This is a genomic window from Tenacibaculum singaporense (assembly GCF_003867015.1).
In the GTDB taxonomy this organism is placed as follows: Bacteria; Bacteroidota; Bacteroidia; order Flavobacteriales; family Flavobacteriaceae; genus Polaribacter; species Polaribacter singaporensis.
In genome coordinates, this window is the sequence record NZ_CP032548.1 from 699,677 (window position 1) to 717,967 (window position 18,291).

20 protein-coding genes are annotated in these 18,291 nt (G+C 32.2%); 18 read left to right on the forward strand and 2 right to left on the reverse strand.

The window, feature by feature from the left end:
* The first annotated feature begins 15 nt into the window (after positions 1 to 15).
* The 18 genes from D6T69_RS03185 (at position 16) to atpG (ending at position 16,136) form a co-directional block, all read left to right on the forward strand.
* Positions 16 to 717, forward strand: a complete 702-nt coding sequence (locus D6T69_RS03185; RefSeq protein ID WP_073182417.1) for a CoA transferase subunit A — start codon at positions 16 to 18, stop codon at positions 715 to 717.
* Positions 718 to 719: 2 nt separating this feature from the next.
* The gene (locus tag D6T69_RS03190) at positions 720 to 1,373 is read left to right on the forward strand and encodes a 3-oxoacid CoA-transferase subunit B (RefSeq protein WP_125066419.1); all 654 of its coding nucleotides are present in this window, start codon (positions 720 to 722) and stop codon (positions 1,371 to 1,373) included.
* A gap of 66 nt (positions 1,374 to 1,439) precedes the next feature.
* Entirely contained in the window at positions 1,440 to 2,201 is a 762-nt protein-coding gene (locus tag D6T69_RS03195; RefSeq protein ID WP_047788142.1) for an exodeoxyribonuclease III, read from the forward strand.
* A gap of 7 nt (positions 2,202 to 2,208) precedes the next feature.
* Complete coding sequence (locus D6T69_RS03200) at positions 2,209 to 3,717, forward strand: lytic transglycosylase domain-containing protein (RefSeq protein WP_125066420.1); 1,509 nt, start codon at positions 2,209 to 2,211, stop codon at positions 3,715 to 3,717.
* Positions 3,718 to 3,745: 28 nt separating this feature from the next.
* Positions 3,746 to 4,738, forward strand: coding sequence for a DUF4837 family protein (locus tag D6T69_RS03205; RefSeq protein ID WP_125066421.1), 993 nt, complete (start codon positions 3,746 to 3,748; stop codon positions 4,736 to 4,738).
* Positions 4,739 to 4,832: 94 nt separating this feature from the next.
* A complete protein-coding gene (locus D6T69_RS03210; protein WP_125066422.1) occupies positions 4,833 to 5,333 on the forward strand; it encodes a DUF1761 domain-containing protein in 501 nt (166 codons plus the stop codon).
* 114 nt (positions 5,334 to 5,447) lie between these two features.
* The gene (locus tag D6T69_RS03215; protein ID WP_125066423.1) at positions 5,448 to 6,920 is read left to right on the forward strand and encodes a DUF5687 family protein; all 1,473 of its coding nucleotides are present in this window, start codon (positions 5,448 to 5,450) and stop codon (positions 6,918 to 6,920) included.
* A gap of 20 nt (positions 6,921 to 6,940) precedes the next feature.
* Positions 6,941 to 7,636: an ABC transporter ATP-binding protein gene (locus D6T69_RS03220; protein WP_125066424.1), complete on the forward strand. Its 696-nt coding sequence runs from the start codon at positions 6,941 to 6,943 to the stop codon at positions 7,634 to 7,636.
* 94 nt (positions 7,637 to 7,730) lie between these two features.
* On the forward strand, positions 7,731 to 9,962 hold the full coding sequence (porW, locus tag D6T69_RS03225; protein WP_125066425.1) for a type IX secretion system periplasmic lipoprotein PorW/SprE: 2,232 nt from the start codon (positions 7,731 to 7,733) through the stop codon (positions 9,960 to 9,962).
* Positions 9,963 to 9,983: 21 nt separating this feature from the next.
* Positions 9,984 to 10,391 carry a bactofilin family protein gene (locus D6T69_RS03230; protein WP_125066426.1) on the forward strand — a complete coding sequence of 136 codons (408 nt, stop codon included), beginning with the start codon at positions 9,984 to 9,986 and terminating at the stop codon, positions 10,389 to 10,391.
* A complete protein-coding gene (locus D6T69_RS03235) occupies positions 10,360 to 10,590 on the forward strand; it encodes an AtpZ/AtpI family protein (RefSeq protein WP_115899543.1) in 231 nt (76 codons plus the stop codon). The genes D6T69_RS03230 and D6T69_RS03235 overlap by 32 nt, the downstream gene beginning before the upstream one ends.
* Positions 10,583 to 10,963, forward strand: a complete 381-nt coding sequence (locus D6T69_RS03240; RefSeq protein WP_125066427.1) for a DUF6168 family protein — start codon at positions 10,583 to 10,585, stop codon at positions 10,961 to 10,963. Before D6T69_RS03235 ends, D6T69_RS03240 begins: the two co-directional genes overlap by 8 nt.
* A 124-nt stretch (positions 10,964 to 11,087) precedes the next feature.
* On the forward strand, positions 11,088 to 12,206 hold the full coding sequence (gene atpB / locus D6T69_RS03245) for a F0F1 ATP synthase subunit A (protein WP_125066428.1): 1,119 nt from the start codon (positions 11,088 to 11,090) through the stop codon (positions 12,204 to 12,206).
* A 42-nt stretch (positions 12,207 to 12,248) separates the two neighbouring features.
* Positions 12,249 to 12,437, forward strand: a complete 189-nt coding sequence (locus D6T69_RS03250; RefSeq protein WP_125066429.1) for a hypothetical protein — start codon at positions 12,249 to 12,251, stop codon at positions 12,435 to 12,437.
* Positions 12,438 to 12,545: 108 nt separating this feature from the next.
* Positions 12,546 to 13,046: a F0F1 ATP synthase subunit B gene (locus D6T69_RS03255; protein ID WP_125066430.1), complete on the forward strand. Its 501-nt coding sequence runs from the start codon at positions 12,546 to 12,548 to the stop codon at positions 13,044 to 13,046.
* 7 nt (positions 13,047 to 13,053) lie between these two features.
* Positions 13,054 to 13,611, forward strand: coding sequence for an ATP synthase F1 subunit delta (gene atpH / locus D6T69_RS03260; protein WP_125066431.1), 558 nt, complete (start codon positions 13,054 to 13,056; stop codon positions 13,609 to 13,611).
* 21 nt (positions 13,612 to 13,632) lie between these two features.
* Positions 13,633 to 15,213, forward strand: a complete 1,581-nt coding sequence (gene atpA, locus D6T69_RS03265; RefSeq protein WP_047788151.1) for a F0F1 ATP synthase subunit alpha — start codon at positions 13,633 to 13,635, stop codon at positions 15,211 to 15,213.
* Positions 15,214 to 15,275: 62 nt separating this feature from the next.
* The gene (gene atpG / locus D6T69_RS03270) at positions 15,276 to 16,136 is read left to right on the forward strand and encodes an ATP synthase F1 subunit gamma (protein ID WP_125066432.1); all 861 of its coding nucleotides are present in this window, start codon (positions 15,276 to 15,278) and stop codon (positions 16,134 to 16,136) included.
* Between the two features lie 85 nt (positions 16,137 to 16,221).
* Here the strand turns inward: atpG and D6T69_RS03275 are convergent, their stop codons facing one another.
* A complete protein-coding gene (locus D6T69_RS03275) occupies positions 16,222 to 17,283 on the reverse strand; it encodes a hypothetical protein (RefSeq protein ID WP_125066433.1) in 1,062 nt (353 codons plus the stop codon).
* A 110-nt stretch (positions 17,284 to 17,393) separates the two neighbouring features.
* A complete protein-coding gene (locus D6T69_RS03280) occupies positions 17,394 to 18,272 on the reverse strand; it encodes a hypothetical protein (RefSeq protein WP_125066434.1) in 879 nt (292 codons plus the stop codon).
* Between the last annotated feature and the right edge of the window lie 19 nt (positions 18,273 to 18,291).

Genomic DNA, 18,291 nt, shown 5'->3' on the forward strand with positions numbered 1-18,291 from the left:
AAAACAACAACTATAATGATAAATAAAAAAGTAAATAACGTACAAGAAGCATTGCAAGGTGTGCAAGATGGAATGACCTTTATGTTAGGAGGGTTCGGTTTATGCGGAATACCTGAAAATGCTATTGCTGAGTTAGTAAAAATAGGAGTAAAAGATGTTACTTGTATTTCTAATAACGCAGGAGTTGATGATTTTGGCTTAGGGTTGTTATTGCAAAATCGTCAAATAAAGAAAATGATTTCTTCTTACGTAGGAGAAAATGATGAATTTGAGCGTCAAATGTTGTCTGGAGAATTAGAAGTAGAATTAACACCTCAAGGAACTTTAGCCGAAAAATGTAGAGCAGCACAAGCAGGATTTCCAGCATTTTACACTCCAGCAGGTTACGGAACGGAAGTAGCAGAAGGAAAAGAAACTCGTGAGTTTGACGGAAAAATGTATGTATTAGAACCAGCATTTAAAGCAGACTTTGCTTTTGTAAAGGCATGGAAAGGTGATGCTGCTGGAAACTTAATTTTCAAAGGAACTTCAAGAAACTTTAACCCAAATATGTGTGGAGCAGCTACTATTACGGTTGCTGAGGTTGAGGAGTTAGTCCCAGTAGGAGAATTAGACCCAAATCAAATTCATATTCCAGGAATTTTTGTACAACGCATTTTCCAAGGAGAAAAGTATGAGAAGAGAATTGAGCAACGAACTGTAAGACAAAGAAGCTAGTTATGTTAGATAAAAACGGAATAGCGAAGAGAATCGCAAAAGAAGTAAAAAACGGATATTATGTAAATCTTGGTATCGGAATTCCAACATTAGTAGCCAACTTTGTTCGTGATGATATTGAGGTAGAATTTCAATCAGAAAATGGAGTATTAGGTATGGGGCCTTTTCCTTTTGAAGGAGAAGAGGATGCTGATATTATCAATGCAGGAAAACAAACTATAACAACTATGCCAGGAGCTAGTTTTTTTGATTCTGCTACTAGCTTTTCAATGATTCGTGGGAAGCATGTTCACTTAACTATTTTAGGAGCTATGGAAGTAGCTGAAAATGGAGATATAGCAAACTGGAAAATACCAGGAAAAATGGTGAAAGGTATGGGGGGAGCAATGGATTTAGTAGCCTCTGCCGACAACATTATTGTAGCAATGATGCATACTAATAAAAGAGGAGAATCGAAGTTACTTAAAAAATGCTCATTACCATTAACAGGTGTAGGTTGTGTAACCAAAATTGTAACAAACCTAGCGGTATTAGAAATTAAAGACAATAAATTTCACTTATTAGAAAGAGCTCCAGGAGTATCTGTAGAAGAAATTCAAGCAGCTACAGAAGGAACTTTAGTAGTCGAAGGAGACATTCCAGAAATGGATATTTAACAAAATTATAGGATTTAAAAAAGACGTAAAGCACTATGCTTTACGTTTTTGTATTTTAAGAAATAGATGAAAATAATCTCATACAACGTAAACGGAATTAGAGCAGCATTAAAAAAAGGGTTTATCGATTGGTTACAAGCAGCGAACCCTGATGTAATATGTATTCAAGAAACCAAAGCTCATAAAGAACAATTAGATGTAACTGAGTTTGAAAACGCTGGATATCCATACCATTATTGGTTTTCAGCAGAGAAAAAAGGGTATTCATCAGTAGCAATTTTTTGTAAAGAAGAACCAAACCATGTAGAGTATGGTACAGGAATAGAATCTATGGATTTTGAAGGAAGAAATCTTCGTGTAGATTTCGATGAGGTCTCTGTAATGAGTATGTATTTACCTTCAGGAACTAATAGTGCTCGATTAGACTATAAGTTCAACTACATGGATGAAATCTTAACCTATGCTACAGAGTTAAGAAAAGAAATTCCTAACTTGGTTATTTGTGGAGATTACAACATCTGTCATGAAGAAATAGATATTCACAACCCAAAAATGAAAGGAGTATCTGGGTTTTTACCAGAAGAGCGTGAATGGCTAGGGAAGTTTATCAATAGTGGATTTATTGATAGTTTTCGCCATTTACACCCAGAAAAACAAGAGTATTCTTGGTGGAGTTATCGAGCAAATGCAAGAGCAAATAACAAAGGTTGGCGTATTGATTATAACATGGTAACCGAACCATTAAAAGATAAAATTTCAAGAGCATATATTTTACCAGAAGCAAAACATTCTGATCATTGCCCAATTGCAGTTGAATTAGATTTATAAAACCAACATGAAGAAATTACTAACACTACTACTTTTTACAACTTCAATTTTTGCACAACAACCTGTTGATAGCTTATTCGTAGCTAAAGACAGTATTGATGTCGTGGTAAATGACTCTATAAACTTAGCGCAAAACCAAGAGCTATTTTCTACAGAAGATTTAAAGATGATTGATAGCTTATTGATTGAAGAAAAATTTAATTCATCGTTGTTTGACAGTATTCAATATGTAATTAATGATAAAGATATTTTAGGAAATACAACCACAATTCTAACAACTGATTTATTAAAGAAAAGATTACAAGATTTAAATGTAAAAACGCCGTTTCATTTAGAGTATAATCCTGCGTTAGAAAAAGTAATAAACAGTTACTTAAAATACCGAAAAAAATACTACCCAGCATTAATGGCTCGTGCTCAATATTACTTTCCAATGTTTGAGCAATACTTAGATCAATACGACATTCCGTTAGAGATGAAATATTTGGCTATAGTTGAGTCAGCGTTAAGACCAGACGCTCGTTCTTGGGTAGGAGCTACAGGTTTATGGCAGTTTATGTATGGAACAGGTGTTCAGTTTGATTTGAAAGTAAATTCGTATGTAGATGAACGTCAAGATCCAGTAAAATCAACAAAAGCAGCTTGTCAATATTTAAGTCAACTATATAAAATTTTTGGTGATTGGGATTTAGCTTTAGCAGCATATAATTCAGGTCCAGGAAATGTATCAAAGGCAATAAAACGTTCTGGAGGATATAAAAATTATTGGAATATTCGCCCTTTTTTACCTCGTGAAACAGCAGGGTATGTACCAGCGTTTTATGCAACGATGTATATTTTTGAGTATGCAGAAAAGCACCATATTTACCCTGAAGCACCGAAAATCTTCAATTTTGAAACAGATACAGTTCGTGTAAAAAGAACCATTAGTTTTGATCAGATTTCAGAAAAAACAGGGATAGATTCTGATTTATTAGCGTTTCTAAACCCGTCGTATAAGCTAGATATTATTCCATATGTAAAAGAAAAAAATTATGCAGTTCGATTACCTCGAAGAAACTTAATGGACTTCTTAGAAAAGGAAAAAGAAATTTATGCCCTGGCAAATGAAGATGATGCTAAAAGAGAGAAACCATTACCAAAGTACTTCGAAATGGATAAACGTATTCGTTACAGAGTTCGAAGTGGAGATTATTTAGGTAAAATAGCTAATAAATTTGGAGTACGAGTAAGTGATATTAAACGTTGGAATGGTTTACGAACTCACCATTTAAAAATAGGTCAAAGATTAAGTATTTATCCTAAGAGAATGGCTGTTCCAAAAAAGGTTTCGAAGAAAAAATATAAAGCACCAACAGGTAAGCATGAGGTGTATGTTGTTAAAGAAGGAGATTCATTATGGACCATCTCAAAAAAGTACCCATCAGTTTCTGTTGAAGAAATTAAAAAATGGAACAATATTTGGAGTGTTAAGAGTTTGAAACCAGGAATGAAACTTAAAATATTTAAAAGCTAAAAAAAACAACTACTAAACACCATAAACTATGAATAAACTAATAGCATTATTTGCCCTGATTTTTATAACAGTTTCGTGTAAAAATAAAGGAGGGAAGAGCGACTATATTTTACCAACATCAAATGGAAATACTAATAAAATATTGGTAGTAATCAAAGGAAATGATTGGGAGGGTAAAATTGGAGACGAAATTCGCTCTGTTTTTGGAGAACATCAAGTAGGTTTACCGCAACCTGAAACATTGCTTTCTGTGAGTCAGATAGACCCTGTTGGGTTTAATGGGTTTATGAGGCATGCAAAAGCAGTTTTAATTCTTAGAGAAGGAGAGAAAGAAAAAATTGAGGTAGAAAAAAATAAATATGCTGATCCTCAGATATTAGTTTATGCAACAGCCAAAAGCAAAGGAGATTTAGTAGATTTAATTCGTAACAGAGGAAAAGAAATAATTAAGTTATTTAAAGATGAAGATGTAAAGTTTACTCAGAGAATCTTTAAGAAAGAAAAACTAGATGAAAGTAAATTTGAAACAATTAAAAACTTAGGGATTACATTAACTATTCCTGAAAGATTTAGACTTGTTGAAGATACTGGAGACTTTTTATGGTTGCGTCAACACTTAAAAAGTGGAATTGCAAGAGGCGATGGAACGAATAATATTTTAATATACAGTTATCCGTTAGAAGATGAAAGTAAAGTAGCTGATAACATTACAAGAATGAGAGATACAATAGGTAAAAAATATATTCCAGGAAGTAAAGAAGGAATGCATATGATTACCGAACAAGCATATACGCCATTTACTTTTGATGCAGAAATAGATGGAAAAAAAGCTTATGAAACAAGAGGTAAGTGGGAAGTGAAGAATGATTTCATGGCAGGTCCATTTATTAATTACTCGATAATTGATAAAGAAAATAATCGCGTTATTGTTTTTGAAGGCTTTACCTATGCGCCATCAGTAAATAAAAGAGACTTTATTTTTGAGTTAGAAGCGATAGCAAAGTCGTTAAAAATCAAATAAAAAAGATAATACCATAAGAAACAAGTAAAAGCATTAAACGTAAGTTTGATGCTTTTTTGTTATATTTGATTGACAACCAAAACTTTATAATCTTATGAAATTTAATTTTTTAATCACAGCAATTGCCGCATTAATACCTATGGTAATGGGTTTTATTTGGTATGGACCTATGCTTTTTAAGAATGCATGGATGAAAGAGGTCGGTTTTACCGATGAATCTATGAAGGGTTCAAATATGGGACTCATTTTTGGCTTAGCTTATGTATTTAGTTTTTTGTTAGCTTTTATTTTACAAACGTTAGTAATCCATCAATGGGGAGTACAATCAACCTTAATGGGAGAAGCAGGTTTTATGGAACAAACAGGAGGAGCCTATGCTTACTTTCAAGAATTTATGGCAAACTTTGGAGATCGATTTAGAACATTTAAACACGGAGCTCTTCACGGAACTATGATAGGTTTACTAATTGGTTTACCTATTTTAGCTACTCAAGCACTGTTTGAAAGAAAAAGCGTTAAATATGTAGCTATTAATGCTGGGTATTGGATTATTACGTTAGCCTTAATGGGAGGAGTTATTTGTCAATGGGCATAATAAATCTCCATAATAATATATTCAAAAGCATCAATTTTTAAATTGATGCTTTTTTTATGTAACAAAAAACTGTAGAAAAAGACAAATAAGATAATCAACCAAATACAAAACCAAATGATTGCACATTTTTTAAAGTTAGAATGGAAGCAGTTTTTTCGCTCTTCTTATTTCGGAAAAAGTATTGCATTAAAAATTATCATGGGATTTTTTGCATTGTATATGCTAGTTTCATTTTTAATGATAGGAATAGGAGGATACTTTTTCATTAAAAAAGAATACCCAAATACAGATCCACTTTTTTTTGTTAATGGATTTCTTGTTTTTTTATTAATTGGAGATTTAATTTTTCGCTATTTAATGCAAAAATTACCAGTATTAAACATCAAGCCATTTCTAAACTTACCAGTAAAAAAAGAAAAACTTGTTCATTTTGTATTAGGAAAATCAGCTTTATCATTCTTCAATATAATGCCATTGTTTTTTTATGTGCCTTTTTCAATAGTGTTAATGGGGCAAGGATACAATGCCATGGGAGTTTTAGGGTGGTTGTTTTTAATGATTATGCTAGTATTAAGTGCTAACTATGTTAACTTTTTAATCAATAAAAACAATTATGCATTAGGAGTAATGATTGCTGTACTAGCGATATTGTTTTTGGGAAATAAATACCAGCTGTTTAACGTAAACGATGTGTTTGCTCCTGTTTTTCAATCGGTATATAACTTTCCTGCTATGTCATTAATAGGAGTGGTTTTGTTGGTAGGGCTATACTATGTAAACTTTAAACTCTTAAGAGAAAAAGCATATTTAGATGATGCTATAAAAAGTAAAGAAGAAGTAGCCAAGGAATCTGATTTATCTTTTGTTGATAGGTTGGGAGATGTAGCACCATTTATTAAAAACGATATTCGCCAAATTTGGAGGAATAAACGTACAAAAACAGTATTCTTTATGTCGTTTATATTTCTTTTTTACGGAGCTATCTTCTTTGGTGAAGAAACATATCGAGAGAAAATGCCAGCTTTCTTAGTATTTGCAGCAATTTTTGTAACGGGAGGTTTTACATTGAATTATGGACAGTTTATCCCAGCATGGGATAGTGAGTATTACAACATGCTTATGAGTCAGAATATTCGTTATCGAAAATTCTTAGAAAGCAAGTGGTATTTAATGGTTGTAATGTCAGGAGCATTGTACTTGTTAAGTATCCCTTATATTTATTTCTATGGATTAGATATTTTTTTAATGATAACCGCTGGGGCAATATTTAATATTGGATTTAATTCACTCTTTTTACTATTTGCAGGATCTTTTAACCGAAAACGTATTGACCTGAATAAAAGTGGGTTTTCAAACTATCAAGGTACGAGTGCAACACAATTTTTAATAATTATTCCAATAATGGGGGTTCCTATGTTTCTGTTTTGGATTTTCAACAAGTTTGTAAGTTTCAATGCAGGTGTTTTAGCAATTGCAATTGCTGGAGCTTTAGCCTTAGCATTCAAAAACTACTTTATGAACATTATAGAAAAAAGATATATTAAAAGTAAGTACGCATCAATACACGCATTCAGCCAAAAATCATAATCAACCAAAAACTAAGTAAAATGATATTTATACATAATATTTCAAAAACATACGGAAGTACACAGGTTTTAAACCTAGAAGAGTTAAGAATACCCAGCGGACAATCTTTTGGGTTAGTAGGGAATAATGGAGCAGGAAAAACAACCTTGTTTAACTTGCTGTTAGATTTAATTAGACCTACAACAGGAGAGATTGTAAATAATGAAGTAATTGTAAACAAAAGTGAGAACTGGAAAACGTTCACAGGTTCGTTTATAGATGAAACTTTTTTAATAGGGTACTTAACACCTGAAGAATATTTTGATTTTGTTGGAGATTTACGTGGAATGAATAAAGCTGACGTAAAAGCTTTCTTAGCTCAATTTGATGAGTTTTTTAATGATGAAATTTTAGGAAAGAAAAAATACTTACGAAGCTTAAGTAAAGGAAACCAAAAAAAAGTAGGTATTGTAGCTGCAATGATGGGGAATCCGCAAGTGGTAATTTTAGATGAACCTTTTGCAAATTTAGACCCTACAACACAAATTCGACTTAAAAAAATAATCAAAAAACTAACAGAAAATAATGACGTAACTGTACTAGTTTCTAGTCACGATTTAAGTCACGTAACTGAGGTTTGTGAGCGTATCGTAGTATTAGATAAAGGAAATATTGTAAAGGACATAAATACATCACAAGAGACCTTACAAGAGTTGGAAAGCTATTTTTCTGCATAAAACAAGGTAAAAATCATCTTATAATTATTATTTTTACCTCTTTACGTACAAAAAACACAATTATTACGTTGTTGTACTGTAAAAGTAATAGTATATGAAAAAAGGGGTAAAGATAATAGTATTCAGTGTTTTAGCAGCTATCGTGTATTCGTGTAGCGTTAAAAAGGATGCTTTTTTAAATAGAAGTTACCATGCCGTTACTACTAAATACAATGTGCTTTTTAATGGAGAGCAAGCGTATTTAAAAGGACTTGAAGAAATTCAAGAAAAGCACGAAGACAATTTCTGGAAACGCTTACAAATAGAACCTATAACTTTTGATGAGAGTAAGTTAGCTACAAAAGTACTTACCCCAGGTACAGGGTTTAAAGCGGACGAAGAAGAAGAAGACAAAAATCTAACACCTTTTGAAAAAGCAGAAGAAAAAGCTATAAAAGCAGTTCAAACACACTCAATGAACATTAATGGCTATGAAAGGAACAGTCAGATAGATGATGCTTATTTATTATTAGGAAAATCAAGATACTACACTCAACGTTTCATTCCAGCTTTAGAAGCTTTTAATTACGTTATAGTTAATTACCCAAAAGCTGATTTAAACTATGAGACAAAAATTTGGAGAGCGAAAACGAATATTCGTTTAGGGAATGAGAAAAGAGCTATAGAGACATTGTTGCTGTTGTTAGATGTTTTAGATGAGAAAGAAAAAATAAATAAATCGGTTAAAGAGCAAGCTTACACTGCAATGGCAATGGCTTATGAACAAACAGATACCATCCAAAAAATGGTAGACTATTTAAAATTAGCCACTAAAACACATTATAATAGAGAACAATCTGCCAGAAATATGTTTGTGTTAGGTCAGGTTTATAGCGAATTAGACAGAAAAGACTCAGCAAGAATGGTGTTTCGAAAATTATCAGAATTTAAAAGAGCACCAGACAAGTTCCGTATTCGAGCAAATATAGAACTTGCTAAAAACACTCCAAATGATTCAACATCAATATTAATGTTGGTAAGGTTAAGGAAACTGATTAAGAATTCTGATAACCGTAAGTTTTTAAACGAGTTATACTACCAAGCCGGGGTAATTCAAGAAGGGAGAAATAACCCTGAAGCAGCAGCAGAATATTATAAAAAGTCTTTACAAGCGAAGCATAACAACAATTACCAAAAAACCTATGCTTATGAACGCTTAGCAAACATGGCTTTTGAAAAAGAGGACTATTTGTTAGCAGGTTCGTATTACGATAGTGTAATGCAAGTGGTTTCTAAAGAGTTTGATCAAGAAAAAAGAATCCGTAGAATTCGTAGAAAAAACAAAGGACTTACAACTTTAAGAAAGTACGAAGAAACCGTTAAAAATAACGATAGTATTCTTAGCTTGGTGGCTATGACCCCAGATGAAAGAACTTCTTTTTTTGAAGCGTATATTGAAAAAATTAAGAAAGAAGACGAGGAAAAAAGACAACAAATACTCAATGCTCAGAACTTTGGAAGTGGTTTTGGAGGTGGAGCATCTATAAATAATAGTGCAAATAAAGGGAAGTGGTACTTTTACAATACACAAGCATTAGGATTTGGAAGAGCAGAGTTTCAAAAAATATGGGGAACACGTCCACTAGAAGATAATTGGCGATTATCAGATAAATCTATTAGTGTTGCAGATAATGTGTCCAATGACACTGATGGTGACAAAGTAAATAAGAGATATGAGATTTCAACATATCTTGATGCTATACCTACTGATGAAAATGTAATTAGTGACTTAGTAAAAGAACGTAACGATGCATTATATCAGCTAGGGTTAATTTATAAAGAGCAGTTTACAAATGAAACATTAGCTATTAAGAACTTGGAGCGTTTAAGGAAAGTTAGCACAGATGATAAACTAGAGTTACCTATAAGCTATCACTTGTATCAGATATATAAAAAGCAAGGAGAAATAACTAAAGCAAATGAGCATAAGGATATTATTTTACAGAAGTATCCAGAAACAAGTTTTGCTAAAATAATTTTAAATCCTGATAAAAAACTTGTAGAAGAGAAAAAAGAAGATGAGGTTTTAAATAAATACAAAGAGATATACTATTTATATAAAGAAAACAAGTTTGAAGAGGTTGTTAATGAGGTAGATAATTTTTCAGCAACACTAAAAAATTCAAATTTAATCCCTAAATTTGCGCTCCTAAAAGCCTTGGCTATAGGTAAATATCAAGATAAAGATACTTATAAAAAAGCATTAGAGTTTGTTGCGGTTAGTTATGCAACTAGTGAAGAAGGTAAGAAAGCAAAAGAAATCATAGAACAATTAAATAAAACATAAATACCCTTAAATTCCCCGAATATGTTTGGTAAAGAGAGTAAAAAAACAGGAGAAAACAAAGTTGCAGAGAGAAACATTATAGGAAAAAATACTAAAATAACAGGTGAAATTATTTCTGAAGGAGATTTTAGAATCGATGGAACTTTAGAAGGAACCATAGAAACTAATGGAAGAGTAATAATTGGTAACACTGGCCTTATTAAAGGAAAAGTAGAGTGTACTAATGCTGATGTAGAAGGAGAGTTTTCAGGTGAGTTGTTTGTATCAAACACATTAACAGTAAAATCTTCAGCAAACATCACAGGAGATGTAGTTATAGGAAAACTATCTGTAGAGCCAGGAGCTGAATTCAATGCTACTTGTGCCATGAAAGGAGCGGTAAAAGAATTAAATAAGAATGAGCAAGGACTCAAAGAAAAAACCGCTTAATAAATACATACGATTCACAGGAATCGCACTTCAAATGGGACTAACTATTTACCTAGGAAGTTTACTAGGTGAATGGTTAGACCAAAAATATCCAAACGACAACCAACTTTACGTAAAAATTTGTACACTTGTGGCAGTTTTCGGAGCTATGCTTTCGGTAATTATACAAGTAACCAATCTAACAAAAAACGATGATTAAACGTATTATAATTTTTACTATAGTTGTAGTTGTATTAGCTGCTTTAGGATTCTTTATTAATAATTACTTCATAGAAAATAATGCTGTAAGTTTATCTTTTTCTTTACTATCAGTGTACGCGTTTAACTTAATAGCCTCGTTAGTGATTTACACTGCTATAGAAATAGTTATAAGTTATTTACCTAACGAAACAGGGTACTTGTATCTTGGTTTAATGTTGGTAAAGTTTGGGGTGTTTATTTTGTTATATCAAGATTCTATATTTTCTGAAACAGGTTTAACTAAACCTGAAAAAGTTTCGATACTACTTCCTGTTCTTACTTTTTTATTGGTTGAAGCTATTGGTGTTTCAAAGTTATTGAATAATAGATAGTTTACTGTTTTTTGATGTCTTTGGAGGACTCAGAAAAACTAAATAAAAAAACCGTTTGTAGTTTTAATTTATTGTGTACCTTTGCACGGAAATTTAGAGACCATAATTCTATATTTAGTAAGGTATGATGATAGCAAAAAAACCTATCTATTTTTTAACGGTACTAGCAATAGTATTTAGTTCATTTACAGCATTCGCTGGAGGAGGTGATACTTCAAACGGAGGTCAGATTAATACACGAGAGCAAATTGATGGATATATTAAACATCACTTAGCAGATTCACATGATTTTACATTGTTTTCGTATACAAACGATGCAGGAGAACGTAAGCATGTTGGTTTTCCTTTGCCAGTAATTGTTTGGACGAGTCAAGGATTAAAAACTTTTATGTCTTCTGAATTTCACCATAACGACGACGGTCACGTTGTTGTAGAAAAAGGTGGTGTAAAACTTGTAAAAATTCACAGTAAAATATACGAGTTAAACGAAGGAGAAACAGCTGTCTCTTTTGATGAAGCTCACCACGCTACTAATGCAAGTAAAGTTTTAGATTTTTCTATTACTAAGAGTGTATTCGGTATGTTGTTCGCTGGTTTGTTAATGTTGTTAGGTTTTGGTTCGTTAGCTAAAAGTTATAAAAAAGGAGCAATTCCAACAGGAGTTGGTCGTGTGTTAGAGCCTTTAGTGCTTTACGTAAGAGATGAAATTGCAAGACCAAATATAGGTGAGAAAAAGTATATGAAGTTTATGCCTTACTTATTAACGGTATTCTTCTTTATTTGGATATTAAACTTATTAGGATTGACACCATTTGGATTTAACGTTACAGGACAAATTGCAGTTACTGTTTGTTTGGCTGTATTTACGTTAGTGATTTATTTAACAAATGGTAGTAAAGATTTCTGGGCGCATACATTATGGATGCCAGGTGTGCCAGTAATTTTAAGACCAATATTAGCAGTAATCGAATTAATAGGGTTTTTGTTAATTAAACCTTTCTCATTATTAGTGCGTTTATTTGCCAACATTACAGCGGGTCACTTCGTGGTAATGAGCTTAATAGCATTAATGATTACTCTTAAGAAAGATTTTACGGTATATGGGTCTACAAGTATTTCATTATTGTTAGCATTGTTTATTACAGTAATCGAAATTTTAGTAGCGTTCTTACAAGCATTTATTTTTACAATGTTATCGTCATTATTTATTGGTATGGCGGTTGAAGAACACGAACATCATTAATTTAGAATAAGAATTTGTTTAATTATATATAAATCAATTAGTATGTACAATTTAATTGGAGCAGGATTAATCGTTATCGGAGGAGGATTAGGATTAGGTAAAATTGGTGGTAGTGCAATGGAAGCTATCGCACGTCAACCAGAAGCAGCTGGTAAAATCCAAACAGCGATGATCATTATCGGAGCATTATTAGAAGGATTAGCATTTGGTGCTTTAATCTTAGGAAAATAATTCCGAAACAAAACAGAAGTAAAACATTTTCCTGTAACGATTGGTTACAGGAAATGTTTTCAAATTAAACAAAAAACAAAACAGTAAAAAGATTAAATTTCAGATACAATGGATCAGTTAATAAATGATTTTTCTCCAGGGCTATTTGCTATGCAAGCATTAATATTAGTAATCTTACTAGTTTTATTGTTCAAGTTTGCATGGAAACCAATTATGGCTGCTTTAACAGAACGTGAAGAAGGTATTCAAAATGCATTAGATCAGGCAGAAAATGCTCGTAAAGAAATGCAAAATTTACAAGCTGATAACGAGCGTTTATTAAAAGAAGCAAGAGCTGAGAGAGATGCAATGATGAAAGAAGCTCGTGAAATTAAAGATAAAATCATTGCTGATGCAAAGCAAGAAGCTGAAGAGCAAACTACTACTATGGTAGAAAACGCTAAAGCTACTATTAAGCAAGAGCAACAAGCAGCAATCGCTGAGTTAAAGAAGAAAGTAGGAGATTTATCTATTGAAATAGCTCAAAAGGTTGTAAGAAAAGAATTAGCTTCACAAGATGATCAATTAAAGCTTGTGGAAGGAATGTTAGAAGAGGTTACTTTAAACTAATCAGTAGATGAAAGAATCAAGAGCAGCATTACGTTACGCAAAAGCAATTTTAAACTTAGCTAAAGAATCAGGAAATGAAACTTTAGTAAACGATAACATGAAGTTAATCGTTGATACAATTGCTGAAAGCGCTGATTTAGATGTTATGCTTAAAAGTCCTGTAATCAAAGCTGCAGATAAGCGTAAAGTTTTAAATGCACTTTTTGGTGATAAACTAGATAACATCGTAAAAGGGTTGTTTAACTTATTAGAGGAAAATAAGCGTATGGTAATGTTAGAGCCTATTGCTAAGCAATATGCTGTTATATACGATTACCACAAGAACATGAAAGTTGCTAGAGTTACTACAGCAGTAGCTTTAACAAAAGAGTTAGAAGATAAAATACAAGCTAAAATTGTAGCCCTTACAGGAAACAATGCAAGTATTGAGAATATAGTAAATCCTGATATTTTAGGAGGATTTATCTTACGAGTTGGAGATGTGCAGTACGATGCAAGCATCTCTAGCCAATTTAATGAGTTAAGGAGAGAGTTTGACAACGGTCATTACATTCCAAAAATTTAATTATACATCAAAAGAAATAAGATGGCAGCAATTAAACCAGCTGAAGTATCAGCAATTTTAAAGGAACAATTAACAAATTTTGAGTCTAAGGCTTCATTAAATGAAGTAGGGACAGTATTACAAGTAGGTGATGGTATTGCACGTGTTTATGGATTATCTAACGTACAATACGGAGAATTAGTAGAATTCGATAACGGATTAGAAGGTATCGTATTAAACTTAGAAGAGGATAATGCAGGTGTTGTATTATTAGGAGCTTCTACTTCAGTAAGAGAAGGATCTACTGTAAAACGTACAGAAAGAATTGCTTCTTTAAAAGCTGGAGAAGGAATTGTAGGACGTGTTGTTAACACTTTAGGGCAACCAATCGATGGTAAAGGACCAATCGAAGGTGAAACTTTTGAAATGCCTTTAGAGCGTAAAGCACCAGGAGTTATCTTCCGTGAGCCTGTAACTGAGCCAATGCAAACAGGTATCAAATCTATCGATGCAATGATTCCAGTAGGACGTGGTCAACGTGAGTTAATCATTGGAGACCGTCAAACAGGTAAATCAACTGTTGCTATTGATACGATCTTAAATCAAAAAGAATTTTATGATGCAGGACAACCAGTTTACTGTATCTACGTAGCTATCGGTCAAAAAGCTTCAACAGTAGCAGCTATTGCTAACATGTTAGAAGAAAAAGGTGCGTTAGCATATACAACTATTGTTGCTGCAAATGCATCTGATCCTGCACCTATGCAGGTATATGCACCATTTGCAGGAGCTGCAATTGGAGAATATTTCCGTGATACTGGTAGACCAGCTTTAATTGTTTATGATGATTTATCTAAGCAAGCAGTAGCTTACCGTGAGGTGTCTTTATTATTAAGAAGACCACCAGGACGTGAGGCTTACCCAGGGGATGTATTCTACTTACACTCAAGATTATTAGAACGTGCTGCTAAGGTAATTGCTGATGATTCTATTGCAAAAGATATGAATGATTTACCAGAATCATTAAAATCTAAAGTAAAAGGAGGAGGATCTTTAACTGCATTACCAATTATTGAAACTCAAGCAGGAGACGTTTCAGCATATATTCCAACAAACGTAATTTCGATTACTGATGGTCAGATTTTCTTAGAGTCTGATTTATTCAACTCAGGGGTTCGTCCAGCGATTAACGTAGGTATCTCTGTATCACGTGTAGGAGGTTCGGCTCAGATTAAATCAATGAAGAAAGTATCTGGTACATTAAAGTTAGATCAAGCTCAGTACCGTGAATTAGAAGCATTCGCTAAGTTTGGTTCTGATTTAGATGCTGCAACTTTAAATGTAATTGAAAAGGGTAAGCGTAACGTAGAGATCTTAAAGCAAGCGCAAAACGATCCTTATACTGTAGAAGATCAGGTAGCTATTATTTATGCAGGTTCTAAGAACTTGTTAAAAGATGTGCCTGTAAACAAGGTAAAAGAATTTGAAAAAGATTATTTAGAGTACTTAAACGCGAAGCATAGAGATACTTTAGATACTTTAAAAGCAGGAAAATTAACTGATGAAGTAATTGATACTTTAAGAGACGCTGCTAAAGAAATTTCAGCTAAATTTTCAGCTTAATAAAAACAAAAAAGGCATCCCCGTGTAACAACGGGGGTTTTATAAATTTTAAGTTCAATTAAATGGCAAACTTAAAAGAAATACGTAATAGAATTACTTCGATTAAATCAACAATGCAGATTACTTCTGCCATGAAAATGGTATCGGCTGCAAAGTTGAAAAAAGCTCAAGATGCAATTACAGCAATGCGTCCGTATTCATCTAAGCTTACCGAATTATTACAAAGCTTAAGTGCTACATTAGATAGCGATGCAGGTGGAGTATATTCAACAGAAAGAGAGGTAAATAAAGTATTGTTAGTTACTATAACTTCAAACAGAGGTTTATGTGGAGGTTTTAACTCATCTATAATCAAAGAAACAGTTAAAACAATCAACGAAAAATATAACAATGCAGCTGTTGAATTATTAACAATTGGTAAAAAAGGAGACGATATTTTATCAAAAGAGTACACAGTAATTGAAAACAGAAATGATGTTTTTGACGACTTAACTTTTGATAATGTTGCTGTAATTGCAGAGCAGTTAATGAATTTATTTGTAGATGGTTCTTATGATAAAATTGAAATCATTTATAACAGATTTAAAAACGCAGCTACTCAAATTCCACAAGTAGAGCAATTCTTACCAATTCAACCTGTAGAAGGAGAATCAAATGCTAATTCAGATTACATTTTTGAACCTTCTAAAGAAGAAATTATTTTAGAGTTAATTCCTAAGTCATTAAAAACGCAATTATACAAAGCAATTCGTGATTCATTTGCTGCCGAACACGGTGCTCGTATGACTGCAATGCACAAAGCAACTGATAATGCTACGGAATTACGTGATGAGTTATTATTAACATACAACAAAGCACGTCAAGCTGCTATTACAAATGAAATTTTAGAAATCGTTGGTGGAGCAGAAGCTTTAAATAACTAAGAAAAGAGAATTTCTCAAAACATTTTGAGAATTATCATAAAAAAAGCGAACCAATTTGGTTCGCTTTTCTTTTTATGCTATTTTTTTATTCAAAATCAGATGACATATAATAGTTTTCTAAGGTTACTGGATATAAATTATTTTCAAAAAACTGATTCATAATTCGTGTAGTAACAGGGCTAATTCCAGTACTTACACCATCTACTTCATGAGGGTACGTCATATTTGAAGAATGGTTATAACCAATAGTATGTCCTATTTCATGCGCAGTTATAAAACCAGTTTCTTTACGAATATAATCTCTAAGTACATGTTCAGCTAAACCAAAGGTAGAACCTCCCCCTAAACCAGAAACATTAACAACTTTACCACAATTATAGCGTGGCTTGTTTAAAATAATATTATAAGCTTCTTTCTTTTCGCTTTCTGTTAAAGGAGTTGTACCATCATTTCCAATAATATTTTCATTAATAAATTCATTTTTAAAATCATCAGAAGCAAACACTAATCCTAGATTAATCATTAATCCGGTAAATCGGCGGATGTCTTTTGCAGTAATATCTTCAGCCCAATTATTATCAGGATTATTTTCAGCATCGAAGTCGTGGTATTTTATCACCCAATTTAGCTTACGTAAACCTTTAAGCTTTTGGATAATTTCATTGTCACCAGTAAAATCAAATACAATATTATTAGGATCTATACCTGTATCCTTAAAAATAGAAAGATCAACTTCTTGGTTGCTTGTGTTTAAAAATACTGAAGAGTTATCTATAAAAGGATAGCTAATCTCTTGCTTTCCATGAGCTCTTATTTTATCAATCTTAAATAATTTAATCGGTTTAAGGAAACCTTCAGCTTCAATCGTGGCTGTAATAGTTATATCTTCTATATCTATAGGAGCAAAATTAGCAACTTCAATAGTTTTATTATCAATAGGCTTAACTCTTATTACCTTGCTTATTTCGTACATACGAGATTCAGAAGTCATTACTTCTTGAGGTTCTTCATCTTGAAACATTAAGGTAGAATTGGTTTCAGAATCAAATGAATAAGTTTTAAGCTCAATGTTAGGAATATTTTCCTTGTCGCTACATGAAAGGAATAAAAAAGAAGAACAAACTAACGTTTTAAATAATAGTTTCATTTTTGAAATTTTGGGGGTTATTTTTCGCGAATATAAAACTTACAAACCATTAGTTCCTGAAAGTTGAATAAAACAACTTGAGATTTGTTATTAAGTATGGTACTATATATTTAAGATGAAACTAAGTTGTTAACAGTCTTACTTTTTTCCAAACTATTTTTATTTAGGTATAAGTATACTAATAAAGGAATTAACCCATGAGGAAGCCTATATATTGTTAAGTACAAGTATTGGTGTATAATACTCAAAGAAAAATCATAGTGAAAAGCGCTAAAAATTCTAGTCAAAGCAGTTACAAGGCCCCAAAAACAAGCATATAACAAGGCTGGTTTTGAAAGTTTAGGAATGAATATAGCAATAGCAATAATGAAATCTAAAACACCAGCTACAAATAATAGGTTTTTAGCCATTTCTTCTTGTACAGGTAAGATGTTTAAGGTCATGGTAACAAAATTACCTGGTAACGGATAAAAAATACCAATAGCGTACATTCCATGACATATAAAAGCTAAGGCGATAAAAACCTTAAGATAAAAAAGTAAAAGAGATGCGTTTTTGTGTTTTAAGAAATATAATAAAGCAATAGGAACTCCAAACTGAATAGTGTGCTCAAAAAACATTATAAGGTGATAAAACTTATTTTTAGTAATCATTAAAGCTAAAAAAACTAAACTTACTGCACCTAGTTTTAAGATACTACGCATCCATTTTTTTGAATCTTCATTTATTATTATTGAAATGATTGCACATGCTAAGTATAAAACACCAATACTTCTAGTTAAAACTTGGATAGCAAAATCTGTATTTAGGTTAGTAACATACGACTGCCAACTAATGTCAAAAACAAAATTAATTATGGGTTCTAATAAGTGTTGGTCCCAAAAGAAACTTCTGTATGGAGCATCCCAAAATAAATGTTGGTAAGCTCTGCCGGAAAAAATAAAAAAAGAAGAAATTTTTAAAAAAGTAAGAAGGGTTCTAGTATTCATAAAGTAAGGTTTAAACAAA

Coding starts and splice junctions, on each gene's coding strand:
- D6T69_RS03185 (WP_073182417.1), top strand. CDS start 16: ATGATAAATAAAAAAGTAAATAACGTACAAGAAGCATTGCAAGGTGTG.
- D6T69_RS03190 (WP_125066419.1), top strand. CDS start 720: ATGTTAGATAAAAACGGAATAGCGAAGAGAATCGCAAAAGAAGTAAAA.
- D6T69_RS03195 (WP_047788142.1), top strand. CDS start 1,440: ATGAAAATAATCTCATACAACGTAAACGGAATTAGAGCAGCATTAAAA.
- D6T69_RS03200 (WP_125066420.1), top strand. CDS start 2,209: ATGAAGAAATTACTAACACTACTACTTTTTACAACTTCAATTTTTGCA.
- D6T69_RS03205 (WP_125066421.1), top strand. CDS start 3,746: ATGAATAAACTAATAGCATTATTTGCCCTGATTTTTATAACAGTTTCG.
- D6T69_RS03210 (WP_125066422.1), top strand. CDS start 4,833: ATGAAATTTAATTTTTTAATCACAGCAATTGCCGCATTAATACCTATG.
- D6T69_RS03215 (WP_125066423.1), top strand. CDS start 5,448: ATGATTGCACATTTTTTAAAGTTAGAATGGAAGCAGTTTTTTCGCTCT.
- D6T69_RS03220 (WP_125066424.1), top strand. CDS start 6,941: ATGATATTTATACATAATATTTCAAAAACATACGGAAGTACACAGGTT.
- porW (WP_125066425.1), top strand. CDS start 7,731: ATGAAAAAAGGGGTAAAGATAATAGTATTCAGTGTTTTAGCAGCTATC.
- D6T69_RS03230 (WP_125066426.1), top strand. CDS start 9,984: ATGTTTGGTAAAGAGAGTAAAAAAACAGGAGAAAACAAAGTTGCAGAG.
- D6T69_RS03235 (WP_115899543.1), top strand. CDS start 10,360: ATGAGCAAGGACTCAAAGAAAAAACCGCTTAATAAATACATACGATTC.
- D6T69_RS03240 (WP_125066427.1), top strand. CDS start 10,583: ATGATTAAACGTATTATAATTTTTACTATAGTTGTAGTTGTATTAGCT.
- atpB (WP_125066428.1), top strand. CDS start 11,088: ATGATGATAGCAAAAAAACCTATCTATTTTTTAACGGTACTAGCAATA.
- D6T69_RS03250 (WP_125066429.1), top strand. CDS start 12,249: ATGTACAATTTAATTGGAGCAGGATTAATCGTTATCGGAGGAGGATTA.
- D6T69_RS03255 (WP_125066430.1), top strand. CDS start 12,546: ATGGATCAGTTAATAAATGATTTTTCTCCAGGGCTATTTGCTATGCAA.
- atpH (WP_125066431.1), top strand. CDS start 13,054: ATGAAAGAATCAAGAGCAGCATTACGTTACGCAAAAGCAATTTTAAAC.
- atpA (WP_047788151.1), top strand. CDS start 13,633: ATGGCAGCAATTAAACCAGCTGAAGTATCAGCAATTTTAAAGGAACAA.
- atpG (WP_125066432.1), top strand. CDS start 15,276: ATGGCAAACTTAAAAGAAATACGTAATAGAATTACTTCGATTAAATCA.
- D6T69_RS03275 (WP_125066433.1), bottom strand. CDS start 17,283: ATGAAACTATTATTTAAAACGTTAGTTTGTTCTTCTTTTTTATTCCTT.
- D6T69_RS03280 (WP_125066434.1), bottom strand. CDS start 18,272: ATGAATACTAGAACCCTTCTTACTTTTTTAAAAATTTCTTCTTTTTTT.